The organism is Sphingorhabdus profundilacus, from assembly GCF_009769755.1.
GTDB classification, from domain to species: Bacteria; Pseudomonadota; Alphaproteobacteria; order Sphingomonadales; family Sphingomonadaceae; genus Sphingorhabdus_B; species Sphingorhabdus_B profundilacus.
Map to the genome: position 1 here is coordinate 1,128,896 of NZ_SDWJ01000001.1, position 12,217 is coordinate 1,141,112.

Consider the following 12,217-nt stretch of genomic DNA (forward strand, 5'->3'; position numbering starts at 1 on the left):
AACCTTAAAATCGTCTGTTTGGGCAGTTGAGACCCCCCGATTGTGCATCGCACCATTCGACTCGCAACAAAAAAGGCCGGTGAGTTTCCCCACCGGCCCCTTTTTGAACAAAGGCGTTGGACTTAGAAGTCCATGCCGCCCATGCCACCCATTCCGCCCATGCCGCCGGGCATACCGCCACCGCCAGCAGACTTGTCTTCAGGTGCGTCGGAAATCGCAGCTTCAGTGGTGATCAGGAGGCCGGCAACCGATGCCGCATCCTGCAACGCAGTACGAACCACCTTGGTTGGATCGATCACGCCTGCCTTGACCAGATTTTCATAGACGTCGGTCGACGCATTGAAGCCCATGGTTTCGTCATTTTCACGCAGCAGATTGCCTGCAACAACTGCACCGTCAACGCCCGCATTCTGGGCAATCTGGCGCAGCGGCGCTTCGATTGCCTTGCGGATGATGTCGACGCCGCGAGTCTGGTCATCATTGGCACCCTTGGTATTTGCCAACGCTTTGGTTGCGTACAACAATGCTGTACCGCCGCCAGGAACAATGCCTTCTTCGACAGCTGCGCGGGTTGCGTGCAGCGCATCATCGACGCGGTCCTTGCGTTCCTTAACTTCGACTTCGGTAGAACCACCGACCTTGATAACTGCAACACCGCCAGCAAGCTTTGCGAGACGTTCTTGCAGCTTTTCCTTGTCATAATCCGACGTGGTGTTTTCAATTTGCGAACGGATCGCTTCGACACGGCCCTTGATGGCGTCGGTTTCACCCGCTCCGTCGACAATGATCGTGTTGTCCTTGTCGATAGTGACGCGCTTGGCCTGACCCAGCATTCCAAGTGTCACGGTTTCAAGCTTGATGCCCAGATCTTCACTGATCATTTCGCCCTTGGTGAGGATGGCGATATCTTCGAGCATCGCTTTGCGACGATCACCGAAGCCGGGAGCCTTTACAGCCGCGATCTTCAAGCCACCACGCAATTTGTTGACAACCAGGGTCGCCAAAGCTTCGCCTTCTACGTCTTCAGCGATGATCAGCAGCGGACGGCCCGACTGCACCACAGCTTCGAGGATCGGCAACATGGCTTGCAGATTGCCGAGCTTCTTTTCGTGGATCAAAATGTAAGGATTGTCGAGTTCAACCGACATTTTTTCGGTGTTGGTGATGAAGTAAGGCGACAGATAACCACGGTCAAACTGCATGCCTTCAACAACGTCGAGCTCGCTTTCACGGCCCTTTGCTTCTTCAACAGTGATGACGCCTTCTTTGCCGACCTTTTCCATGGCCTTGGCAATCATTTCACCGATTTCGGTTTCGCCATTTGCAGAAATGGTGCCGACTTGGGCAACTTCCGACGAACCGGCAACAGGCTTGGAGCGCTGAACGAGGTCAGCGACAACCGCAGTAACAGCAAGGTCGATACCACGCTTCAAATCCATCGGGTTCATGCCAGCGGCTACCGACTTCATACCTTCGCGCACGATGGCTTGCGCCAATACAGTCGCGGTGGTGGTGCCATCACCGGCAATGTCGTTGGTTTTCGAAGCAACTTCGCGAACCATCTGAGCGCCCATATTTTCGAACTTGTCTTTCAGTTCGATTTCCTTGGCGACGGTAACGCCGTCCTTGGTAATCCGAGGTGCACCGAAGCTTTTGTCGATAACCACGTTGCGACCCTTTGGTCCCAAGGTTACCTTCACCGCATCGGCGAGGATGTCTACGCCGCGCAGGATGCGTTCACGCGCATCGCGTCCGAATTTCACGTCTTTAGCAGCCATGATAAAATTCCTTTTGTTCAAAACAAATATGTGAGGCCCGTCATCCTGAATTTGTTTCAGGATCTTAGTCTGGGCCGTCGAAAGCAAGACCCTGAAACAAGTTCAGGGTACCGGCAGTAGCGTGCGTTAGGAAACGATCCCGAGGATATCCGATTCCTTCATAATCAACAGGTCTTCCCCATCGATCTTGACCTCGGTTCCGGACCATTTGCCAAACAGGATCTTGTCGCCAGCCTTGACGTCGAGCGGCGTAACTGTGCCGTCATCTGCCTTGGTGCCTGAACCTACGGCGACAACTTCGCCTTCCTGTGGCTTTTCCTGAGCGGTGTCGGGGATGATAATCCCACCAGCGGTTTTTGCTTCGGCCTCGACCCGACGGACGAGGACACGGTCATGCAACGGACGAAATGCCATGTAGAACCTTCCTTTTAACTGTTTCGCCATCCCGCCACTCCCGCAGGGAAGCAGGTGACGGCAATGAATAGGTGTTGGCACTCACTAAACGAGAGTGCTAACGGTGCCCAGATAGGGTGTTTTTGTGACGGGTCAAGGACTGCGGACAAGAATTTTTGCGGATATTGTAACCGTTGGCTTTTGCGTGTCGAATGATTGGCGGGACCAGATGAAAGATGGTCCATTCCCCTCTGGCTCAATGCCCAAACAGAATTGGAGAATCACGATGAACACTATGATTTTGAAGCTGGCCGGTGCCGCGGCAGCTCTTTCAGCTGCAGCAACCATGGCAGCTGCCCCCGCACAAGCAGCAGGCGACAAAGAAAAATGCTATGGCATTTCACTAAAAGCAAAAAATGATTGCGCCGCAGGGCCAGGCACAAGCTGTGCCGGCACGTCGACTGTTGATTATCAAGGCAATGCTTGGAAGTATGTCGCGACGGGCTCTTGCGAAAAAATGGGCGGATCGCTTGCCGCCAAAAAAGGAAATGCCAAACCAGTGCCGATGAAGGGCTAAGCAAATTTGTCGCCATTTTGGACGCATTTGAAATTCCATCGAACGCGTTCCGGGTGACGACCCCAATTTGAGAGCATATAGTTTGCGGATGGACATCAAGCCTACCCCTTCCCTCCTTCCTCCTTCGGTCGGGATAGGTTTGAAGCCGCAACATTATGAAGCGTTGCTCGACCCTTCATGCCCATCGGGTCGCTCCTGCTGGGTCGAAGTCCATCCGCAGAATTATTTCGGCGATGGCGGTCCGCCACACCGTTGGCTGACTGCCATCGCCGAACGCTATCCGCTCAGCTTCCATTCGGTCGGGTTATCACTTGGTTCTGCCGACGGATTGAATGGCTATGATCTTGAACGGCTGGCGGTACTCTGCGATTTATACCAACCTGCATCGGTTTCTGATCATCTAAGTTTCTCAGGCAATGCCCACAATCGTTTTGCCGACCTGCTTCCTGTGCCTTATACAAAACCGTCGTTGGACCATTTTGCTCGCGAAATCGGCAAAGTTCAGGATCGTCTAAAACGATCAATATTGATAGAAAACCCATCCCGCTATCTGGCCTATCGCGGTGACGAAATGGAAGAGGTCGAGTTCATCTCACGGCTGATTGGCGTCACCGGATGCGGGCTCCTATTTGACATCAACAATGTAGAGGTATCAGCAACCAATCTGGGTTTTCCGCCTCTGTCCTATCTTGACGCTATCGATCCCGCTTTGGTCGGCGAAATCCATTTGGCAGGTCATGCAGTCGAAAATCACGATAGCGGACCATTGTTGATCGACGATCATGGCAGCAAAGTGACGCAAACAACCTGGAGCATGTATCGCACATTTATCGAGCGCGCAGGTCCTATAGCGACATTGATCGAATGGGATACCGACGTACCTGATTACGAGGTTTTGTTAGCAGAGGCAGCATTGGCGCAGGCAATCATGGACGAGGCATGTTATGCTTTCGCTGTCTGAAGCGCAGACGAACTTTATCGAAACGATCAACGATGGCCCCGATCGGCTGGATCCGCGATTATTCAGCGGTCCGGTGGAACGGATCATGTTGGGGCTAAAGGCGCATGCCAATACGATAAATCATGCCCGGATCGTGGCGCTCGAAGACACCTTTCCGCTGACGCGCCAATACATCGGTGAAATAGAATTTAACAGATTAGCCCGTGAATTTGTCGAAACCGAAACAGCCCGCGCCTGTAACAACAACCAAATTGGACTGCGTTTTCCCGAATATCTGGCTGATGCAGCCACTATGGAACTGGCGCAAGTCGAGTGGGCATGGCTCGAAAGTTACAATGCAGCAGAAGCGACGGCATTGACGCTCGCCGAACTTGCCGGACTGGATCAGGCAAGTCTGCTTTCGCTTCTCATTGCACCGCATCCTTCGGCCAGACTGATACCAGTTTCATCGCCTTTGGCAATTGCCGTTGAAAATCTTTCCGATCTGCAACCATCCGCCATTTTGGCTGTGCGCCCTTCTATCGAAGTTCGCCTCGTTCCGCTGGACCGACTGCAAATGACGTTGTGCGCTGTATCGGCGGAGAAAAATGCTACTTTGGGTAACCTTTTGGCGATTGCCATCGAACAGGCTTGTGAACAGGCACCTTTGGAGCCAATTTTTCACCTCATTAGCGCAGGTGCGCTGATAAAAGCCGGATGATGTATGAACGCCCTTTCAGTCTCCTATCACCGCATTGTTGCGATGCTTTCGTCTATGTTTGCGGAATCGGCCATGTTGCTATTCGTCCGTTTTTCCCTCGCCGGAATTTTCTGGCGCTCGGGACGCACGAAAGTTGAAGATGGCAGCTGGCTGTCGGTAAGCGATACTGCAAAATTTCTGTTTAAAGAGGAATATAGCAATGTTCCTTTGCCGCCTGAGCTTGCTTCCTATCTCGCGACTTATGCCGAACATCTCTTTCCTGCCTTACTGGTTATAGGTTTGCTAACGCGGGTTTCCGCGCTGGCGCTATTAGGTATGACGATGGTAATCCAGATATTCGTCTATCCCGAAGCATGGTGGTCGGTACATATGATATGGGTGGCTTTGGCTTTGGTGCTCATTGTGCGCGGCGGAGGAAAATTCTCCGCTGATGCAATTCTGACGCGTTCAAAATGATCGCGCGCGAAGAAACCATGCGCGACCTGATGCGCCTTGCACAAGCAGGCGACAAGCAGGCTTACGCCGTATTGCTGGAGCAAACCGGTCGATGGCTTGCACGGTTCTTTTCACAAAAAATTGCTGCTGATGCGGTTGATGACCTTGTCCAGGAAACCTTGATTTCGCTGCATCGCAAACGCGCCAGCTATGATCCGTCGCGGCCGTTCTTGCCTTGGCTCGCGGCCATTGCGCGCTATAGGTGGGTGGACCGCTTAAGGCAAACCTATCGCCACGCCGCCGATGAATTGCAAGATCAGCACAGCGAAGACAGCCATGAAGATGTCGTCGGCGCCAAAATCAGCATCGATAATCTGCTGCATAAATTACCGCCAGCACAAGCGCTCGCGATCCGGCTTGTAAAAATAGATGGCCTCAGCATTGCCGAGGCTTGCATCAAATGTGGCCAGTCCGAACCGCTGGTTAAGGTAAACATACATCGTGGTCTCAAAAAACTTGCCACGCTTATCGAGAGTGAATGACATGAATAAGAATTTCGACATTGCCGCGCTGGTTGATGACCTTGAACCGGTCAATCCCATGCAGCAAAAGATACCCTTGGTGTTTTTGGCAGCCATAACCTTTATGGCAACAGCCCTTGTGATATGGGCCCAGGGCATGCGTGCGGATGTATTGGCAGGACATCCTGACGAAATGTTTTTGATCCGTGCGGGTGTCTTGCTTCTGCTTGGAAGTGCGACCGGCTATGCTGTAACATCAATGGCCAGCCCGGCGGTTGGCCGCAGCCAAAATGGCTGGCAAGTGGCACTTGCCGCTGCCGCAGTTTTCCCTCTTGCTGCGATTGTAGTGGCATCCACGGGTGATGTAGGTCCGGCAATATCAGCGATGGAATCCGGTATGCGGTGCATGTCCTATAGCTTAATCGCTGCGACGGCGACGGCGGTTCCAATGGTGGTCTGGCTTCGTAAAGGCGCGCCTTCGTCACCGGGACGCGCCGGCTGGCTTACCGGCATTGCATCGGGGGGCTTGGGCGCTTTTGCCTATAATCTGCACTGCCCGTTCAACAATGTTGTCTATATCGGACTTTGGTACAGCCTCTCGATCCTGATCTGTGCGATCATTGGCCGGTTGGTGGTACCACGTCTCATTCGCTGGTGATGCACAAGCCATGTATTTTTGTTACCCTTCGCTTAATCGGGTATAACAAAAAACTAACTCCGCACTGCAAGGCCTGCCGAGCGCAAAGCAGCATGGGCTTGGGCGATACTATGCTGGCCAAAATGGAATATTGACGCGGCAAGAACGGCACTGGCATGGCCTTTAACGACGCCTTCAACTAGATGGTCAAGATGACCAACGCCGCCGCTTGCAACGACCGGCACATTGACGGCATCTGCAATTGTACGGATGAGTTCAAGGTCATAACCGTCGCGTGTTCCGTCGCGGTCCATACTGGTCACCAGCAGTTCTCCTGCGCCGAGTTTGGCGAGCTTAACCGCATGCTCCAGCGCATCTATTCCGGTCGGTTTGCGGCCTCCATGCGTAAAGATTTCCCAACGATCCCCGCTGCGCCGTGCATCGACCGAAGCGACGACACATTGGCTTCCGAAACGTTCAGCGATGTCGGCCACCACTTCGGGGCGGGCAACCGCCGCACTGTTGACCGCCACTTTATCTGCGCCCGCCAGCAACAAAGCCCGGGCGTCGTCCGCACTCCGCACACCTCCGCCCACGGTCAGGGGCATGAAGCATACTTCCGCGGTGCGGCGCACGACGTCGATGATCGTACCCCGCCCTTCGTGGCTCGCACCAATGTCGAGAAAACATAATTCGTCGGCTCCCGCCAAATCATAGGCTTGCGCCTGTTCTACCGGATCACCGGCATCGCGAAGGTCAACAAAGTTTACGCCCTTTACGACGCGTCCATTTGCCACATCCAGGCAAGGTATAACACGTACCCGGACTGTCATGCCCTATTTCCCATCGCAATCGCCGTCGCCAGATCGAGGCGTCCGTCGTAAATTGCACGTCCTGTAATAACACCTTCAATCCCGTCCTTGGCATGCAGCGAAAGCATATGGATATCATCGATACCTTTCACCCCACCACTCGCGATAACCGGTATCTGTACTGCCCGGGCAAGATCAACCGTTGCTTCGATATTGCAACCGGTGAGCATTCCGTCACGGCCCACATCGGTGAACAGGATAGATGCAACGCCAGCATCCTCGAACCGGCGCGCCAGATCGACTACCGGCATGTCGGATGTCTCGGCCCAACCTTCGGTCGCAACACACCCGTCGCGTGCATCAACGGCAACCACGATGCCATTTTCGAATTCGCGCGCCATATCTTTCACAAATTGCGGGTCTTTGAGCGCCGCTGTTCCGATGACGAGCCGCGCAACGCCCATGTCGAACCAGCGTTCGACGGTTTGCACATTGCGGATACCTCCACCGAGTTGAATATAGCCCGGGAAATTTTCGATTATTCCCTCAACTGCCTCGGCATTTTCAGGCCGTCCGGCAAAGGCACCGTCAAGGTCGACGACGTGCAAATACTCTGCGCCCTGCTCGGCGAATAGCAAAGCCTGCGCCGCCGGATCGTCTGCGTAGACGGTGGCCCGGTCCATATCGCCTTCGGCTAAGCGCACTACTTCGCCGCCTTTCAGGTCGATTGCGGGAAAAACGATCATGCTAAATCTCCCTTCACGGCTTCCACTCCAGAAAGCGTTTCAGGAAATTGATGCCGTAAGTCTGGCTTTTCTCAGGATGAAATTGGACGCCAATGATATTGTCTCTGCCGATGGCAGCGACCAGCGAACCGCCATGATCGCTTGTTGCCAAAATATCCTCTGCGTTTTCGGCATCAAAGTGATAGCCATGCAGAAAATAGGCTTCGCCGCTCTCTACCAGCGGCGCGCCTGTTTTTGGCGTTACGTCGTTCCACCCCATATGCGGAACTTTCAAATCTGCTAAAGGCTCAATCGCACGAACCGTGCCCTTGATCCAACCCAACCCTTTCGTCTTTCCATGTTCAACGCCTGCATCAGCCAGAAGCTGCATGCCGACGCAAATGCCCAGGAACGGAATGCCGTCGCTAAGCACTTTGCGCTCCATCGCGTCAATCATGCCATCAATGGCCGACAAAGCCTCAAAGCAATGGGCAAATGCTCCAACGCCGGGCAAGACGATCCGGTCAGCGTTCGCCACCATGTCAGGATCAGCGGTCACCACAACATCCACAGCGCCAGCCGCTCTCAATGCATTGTGCACCGAATGCAGATTGCCCGCGCCATAATCAATTAGCGCCAGTGACACGACTTACAGCGTCCCCTTGGTAGACGGAATGGAATCCGCCTTGCGCGGATCAATCTCTACCGCCTGCCGCAAGGCTCGGGCCAAAGCCTTGTAGCAGCTCTCGACAATATGATGGTTGTTCGAGCCATACAGGTTCTCGACATGCAGGGTGATCCCAGCGGCGGTCGCAAAGCTGTGGAACCAATGCTCGATCAGCTCGGTATCCCATTCACCCAACCGCGGCATAGCCAAGGATACCTTCCAGACAAAATAGGGACGCCCGGAAATATCAAGCGCACAGCGTGTCAGAGTTTCGTCCATCGGTGCATAGGCCGTGCCATAGCGGGTAATTCCGCGCTTATCACCCAGCGCCTGAAGAACAGCCTCGCCGATGGCGATGCCTGTATCTTCTGTGGTGTGGTGCTGGTCTATATGCAGATCACCAACGGCATTGACCTTCAGATCAATCAACGAGTGCCGCGACAATTGTTCCAGCATGTGATCGAGAAACCCGATACCCGTGGTAATGTCATAAACGCCGCTGCCGTCAAGATTTACCTCGACATCAATCGACGTTTCACTGGTTTTGCGGCTAATGGTCCCGGAGCGCATGGGCGTCGCTATACGGATAATATCGCGCTTGGCAAGTTGACTTGACGACAACAAGCATCTTGATTTCAACTTCCCGACGGTCCACCAAGCGCGCATGAGCGAAGAGCATTTTGATAGCCTGATTCCCTATGACGATGTTGTGCAAGAGGCACTGCGCGCTGTGGTGGGCCGCGTGCTCGGCGATGTTGCGTTGAACGGCCTGCCGGGCGACCATCATTTCTATATTACTTTCAAAACACAAGCGCCCGGCGTTGCAATCCCATCCCATTTGCATGAACGGTTTCCGGACGAAATGACCATCGTGCTTCAACACAAATATTGGGACCTAAAGGTCGAGTCGGATCATTTTGAAGTTGGTCTCTCTTTCAGCCAGATACCGTCCCATCTTTTCGTACCCTATTCCGCAATCACAGCATTTGTAGATCCGGCTGTCGATTTTGCGTTACAATTCCATGTCGATGCCGGCGAAACCGGCCCCGAACCACATGACGTCGCCGGCAATGACGAACCGTCGGTTCAGGTCGAGGATGGCTCAAATGTCGTCAGTGTGGATTTTGGACGTAAAAAGTGACGGGCAACACCCGCGCTGAATATGACAGTTTTGGCCCTATAGACGTACCGGCTGCGGCATATTGGGGCGCGCAAACCCAACGCAGCATCACAAATTTCCCCTTCCCGGCGCAGGAACGCATGCCTTTGGGGATTATTTACGGCCTCACCCACGTCAAACGTGCAGCCGCGCGAACGCACAGAGAGTCGGGCGCACTCGCACCAGAAGTCGCTGCTGCGATCATATCTGCCACCGACCGTATCTTGGCCGGCGAGTTTGACGACCAGTTTCCGCTCGTGATCTGGCAAACAGGTAGCGGTACACAATCAAATATGAATGTGAACGAGGTGATTGCGGGCATCGCCAACGAAACCCTGACAGGCACGCGCGGTGGCAGTTCGCCGGTGCACCCCAATGACCATGTAAATAAGGGACAGTCGTCCAACGACAGCTTTCCAACCGCAATTCATATCGCGGTAGCCCAGGCAACCCATGGCAAATTGCTGCCATCTTTAGCAATTCTTACCGAAGCGCTTGGTTCCAAATCTGTCGCCTGGGCCAACATCATCAAAATTGGCCGCACCCATTTGCAAGATGCGACGCCAATGACGCTCGGCCAGGAATTTTCTGGTTATGTGGCCCAATTGATCGCGAACCGCGCCCGGATTGAAGGCACCGTCCTTCATAATGTGCAAAAACTGGCGCAGGGCGGGACCGCGGTTGGCACCGGGCTGAACGCGCCGGAGGGATTTGACCAAGCCATGGCAAGCGACATCTCGACCGCAACCGGCATCGCTTTCGAACCGGCCCGCAACAAATTTGAGGCACTAGCCTCCAATGACGGGTTGGTACAAATGTCTGGAGTTTTGAATACATTAGCCGTCAGCCTGACAAAAATCGCCAACGATATCCGTTTACTCGGGTCCGGTCCACGTTCGGGGTTGGGCGAACTTTTGCTTCCTGAAAACGAGCCGGGAAGCTCAATCATGCCGGGCAAAGTCAATCCGACACAGTGCGAAATGCTGACGATGGTCGCGGCACAAGTGATTGGCAATCATCAGGCGGTAACCATAGGCGGCCTTCAAGGTCATTTGGAACTAAATGTGTTCAAACCGCTCATCGGCGCAAATGTCCTGCGTTCCATTGAACTGCTAAGCATCGGCATGGACACTTTCGCCAAAAACTGTGTCGCAGGTCTCGAACCTGACCATATTCGTATCGCATCGTTGATGGAAAATTCGCTCATGCTGGTAACCGCATTGGCGCCAGTCATCGGATATGACAATGCCGCAAAAATTGCAAAGCAGGCACATGCTGCGGGAACAACATTGCGCGCGGCGGCTTTGGCATCCGGGCTGGTTGACGAAGTCACCTTCGATACCCATGTCAGACCTGAAGATATGGTTTAGGGTCGTAACTTCAAACGGCGATTAAAAGGTAATATCCTGAAACGGGTTCAGGATGACGATGTTTGGGAGTTTTCGGTATGTTGAGATCTATCGCAGGGGCAGTTGTCGGCGAAGTCATCGGTCGCAAGCGCGGCAATGGGCTGTTGGGCGCAGGACTGGGTCTGGTGGCCACACGTATCGCGACACGCTCCATCCCCGGCTTGCTGCTGGTAGGCGGTGCCATTGCCGCCAAGACCATTTACGACAAGCGCAAAGAGCGCCGCGCTGAATAAAGCACCACACCCCAAAAACCAATTGACGCGAACCCATTGTTTCGCGCAGTAGCGGTTATGGTCGACAGCAACACTCACAAGCCGCACGAACTCGCAAGACGCGGACTTCTTTTCGTGCTTTCCTCCCCTTCGGGCGCAGGAAAATCCACGCTTTCCCGCATGTTACTGGATGCAGACGAAAAAATTGCCCTGTCTGTGTCGTATACAACGCGTCCGCCACGCCCGGGCGAAATAGATGGTGTGCATTACCATTTTACCGATGTGCCGACTTTCAAACAAATGGCCGCAGACGGCGATTTTCTCGAGTGGGCCCATGTTTTCGGAAATCGTTATGGCACGCCAAAGGCTCCGGTCGAAGAAAAGCTGGCGGCCGGTTGTGACGTTTTATTCGATATTGACTGGCAGGGCGCGCAGCAATTGTATCAGGAAGCTGGCCCTGATGTTGTCCGGGTTTTCATCCTACCCCCGTCCATCGAGGAACTCGAACGCCGACTGCATACCAGGGCGCAAGACAGCGATGCCGTGATCGCCGACCGAATGAGCCGCGCCAAATCCGAAATAGGCCATTGGGACGGCTATGACTATGTCTTGATCAACGACGACATTCAGGCATGTTTTAACAAAGTTCGCCAGATCCTCGCTGCTGAACGCATGAAAAGGCGGCGGCAAAAGGGACTTATTGGATTTGTCCGTGATCTAGCGGCTACTTAAGGCCTAGGGTCAGGACCACTTAAGCCAACGCGGCAAGCAAAAAGGTCAGACCGCCCAATCCCAATGAGAGGTGCCAGCGCATCTTCATCCAGCCTTCCGGCAGATGACAGCGCTTTTTCAACCATCGGTCGACCAGCGGCGAGATCATAAGAAATGTTCCAATCCACGCCATTGAGGGACCAGGCCATTCCCATCCCCATATCCAGGGCAGATAACTGGCAAACGCGATCAAACTTGGCGCGACTGCCAGAATGAAAATGGGGCCAGCGGCGGCGCCTTCTTTTCGCGCGATCACACCAAAACCCCACCAGATGCCGCCAAGAAAACTGAAAATAAACGCCGCATATCCATAGGCAGCGGCAAGACCTGTCCATCGATATTCACTGTCCGAAATCACAAGTATGACAGCGATGATCTGCGGAAGCAGGCCGGCATATCCAGCAATCAACGCGGCTTTGGGCAAATCGGATGGTGATGCCGTCGGAGACTTTGTCATAGC

17 protein-coding genes are annotated in these 12,217 nt (G+C 53.9%); 10 read left to right on the top strand and 7 right to left on the bottom strand.

Annotation, left to right across the window (positions count from 1 at the left end; translation table 11 throughout):
• Positions 1–122 precede the first annotated feature (122 nt).
• Both groL and groES read right to left on the bottom strand, forming a co-directional pair.
• Positions 123–1,778 (bottom strand): chaperonin GroEL, encoded by a 1,656-nt coding sequence (gene groL / locus EUU23_RS05245; RefSeq protein ID WP_160353012.1) that lies wholly within the window; start codon positions 1,776–1,778, stop codon positions 123–125.
• A 126-nt stretch (positions 1,779–1,904) separates the two neighbouring features.
• Positions 1,905–2,192, bottom strand: coding sequence for a co-chaperone GroES (gene groES / locus EUU23_RS05250; RefSeq protein WP_160353013.1), 288 nt, complete (start codon positions 2,190–2,192; stop codon positions 1,905–1,907).
• Positions 2,193–2,457: 265 nt separating this feature from the next.
• Here groES and EUU23_RS05255 point away from each other — a divergent pair, with 265 nt between their 5' ends.
• From EUU23_RS05255 to EUU23_RS05280, 6 genes are all read left to right on the top strand, one after another.
• Positions 2,458–2,748 carry a BufA1 family periplasmic bufferin-type metallophore gene (locus EUU23_RS05255; protein ID WP_160353555.1) on the top strand — a complete coding sequence of 97 codons (291 nt, stop codon included), beginning with the start codon at positions 2,458–2,460 and terminating at the stop codon, positions 2,746–2,748.
• Positions 2,749–2,836: 88 nt separating this feature from the next.
• On the top strand, positions 2,837–3,709 hold the full coding sequence (gene bufB, locus EUU23_RS05260; RefSeq protein ID WP_160353014.1) for an MNIO family bufferin maturase: 873 nt from the start codon (positions 2,837–2,839) through the stop codon (positions 3,707–3,709).
• Positions 3,693–4,409, top strand: a complete 717-nt coding sequence (locus tag EUU23_RS05265; protein ID WP_160353015.1) for an HvfC/BufC family peptide modification chaperone — start codon at positions 3,693–3,695, stop codon at positions 4,407–4,409. The genes bufB and EUU23_RS05265 overlap by 17 nt, the downstream gene beginning before the upstream one ends.
• Before the next feature lie 3 nt (positions 4,410–4,412).
• Complete coding sequence (locus tag EUU23_RS05270) at positions 4,413–4,865, top strand: DoxX family protein (RefSeq protein ID WP_160353016.1); 453 nt, start codon at positions 4,413–4,415, stop codon at positions 4,863–4,865.
• Entirely contained in the window at positions 4,862–5,386 is a 525-nt protein-coding gene (locus tag EUU23_RS05275; RefSeq protein ID WP_160353017.1) for a sigma-70 family RNA polymerase sigma factor, read from the top strand. The genes EUU23_RS05270 and EUU23_RS05275 overlap by 4 nt, the downstream gene beginning before the upstream one ends.
• A 1-nt stretch (position 5,387) precedes the next feature.
• Positions 5,388–6,023, top strand: coding sequence for an NrsF family protein (locus EUU23_RS05280; protein ID WP_160353018.1), 636 nt, complete (start codon positions 5,388–5,390; stop codon positions 6,021–6,023).
• A 53-nt stretch (positions 6,024–6,076) separates the two neighbouring features.
• Here EUU23_RS05280 and hisF read toward each other — a convergent pair whose 3' ends face one another.
• The 4 genes from hisF to hisB are packed head-to-tail and all read right to left on the bottom strand — an operon-like array spanning position 6,077 to position 8,776.
• A complete protein-coding gene (hisF, locus tag EUU23_RS05285; protein ID WP_160353019.1) occupies positions 6,077–6,835 on the bottom strand; it encodes an imidazole glycerol phosphate synthase subunit HisF in 759 nt (252 codons plus the stop codon).
• A complete protein-coding gene (gene hisA / locus EUU23_RS05290; RefSeq protein WP_160353020.1) occupies positions 6,832–7,560 on the bottom strand; it encodes a 1-(5-phosphoribosyl)-5-[(5-phosphoribosylamino)methylideneamino]imidazole-4-carboxamide isomerase in 729 nt (242 codons plus the stop codon). The genes hisF and hisA overlap by 4 nt, the downstream gene beginning before the upstream one ends.
• A gap of 13 nt (positions 7,561–7,573) precedes the next feature.
• On the bottom strand, positions 7,574–8,185 hold the full coding sequence (hisH, locus tag EUU23_RS05295) for an imidazole glycerol phosphate synthase subunit HisH (protein ID WP_160353021.1): 612 nt from the start codon (positions 8,183–8,185) through the stop codon (positions 7,574–7,576).
• Positions 8,186–8,188: 3 nt separating this feature from the next.
• Positions 8,189–8,776 (bottom strand): imidazoleglycerol-phosphate dehydratase HisB, encoded by a 588-nt coding sequence (hisB, locus tag EUU23_RS05300; protein WP_160353556.1) that lies wholly within the window; start codon positions 8,774–8,776, stop codon positions 8,189–8,191.
• A 94-nt stretch (positions 8,777–8,870) separates the two neighbouring features.
• On the opposite strand from hisB, the gene EUU23_RS05305 reads away from it, so the two are divergent.
• The 4 genes from EUU23_RS05305 to gmk all read left to right on the top strand — a co-directional run bounded on the left by EUU23_RS05305 (position 8,871) and on the right by gmk (position 11,718).
• Positions 8,871–9,347: an SspB family protein gene (locus tag EUU23_RS05305; protein ID WP_160353022.1), complete on the top strand. Its 477-nt coding sequence runs from the start codon at positions 8,871–8,873 to the stop codon at positions 9,345–9,347.
• The gene (gene fumC, locus EUU23_RS05310) at positions 9,344–10,735 is read left to right on the top strand and encodes a class II fumarate hydratase (RefSeq protein WP_160353023.1); all 1,392 of its coding nucleotides are present in this window, start codon (positions 9,344–9,346) and stop codon (positions 10,733–10,735) included. Before EUU23_RS05305 ends, fumC begins: the two co-directional genes overlap by 4 nt.
• A 77-nt stretch (positions 10,736–10,812) precedes the next feature.
• On the top strand, positions 10,813–11,007 hold the full coding sequence (locus tag EUU23_RS05315; RefSeq protein ID WP_160353024.1) for a hypothetical protein: 195 nt from the start codon (positions 10,813–10,815) through the stop codon (positions 11,005–11,007).
• 57 nt (positions 11,008–11,064) lie between these two features.
• Complete coding sequence (gene gmk / locus EUU23_RS05320; RefSeq protein ID WP_160353025.1) at positions 11,065–11,718, top strand: guanylate kinase; 654 nt, start codon at positions 11,065–11,067, stop codon at positions 11,716–11,718.
• A 19-nt stretch (positions 11,719–11,737) separates the two neighbouring features.
• Here the strand turns inward: gmk and EUU23_RS05325 are convergent, their stop codons facing one another.
• A complete protein-coding gene (locus EUU23_RS05325) occupies positions 11,738–12,214 on the bottom strand; it encodes a DUF3429 domain-containing protein (protein ID WP_160353026.1) in 477 nt (158 codons plus the stop codon).
• Positions 12,215–12,217: the final 3 nt, after the last annotated feature.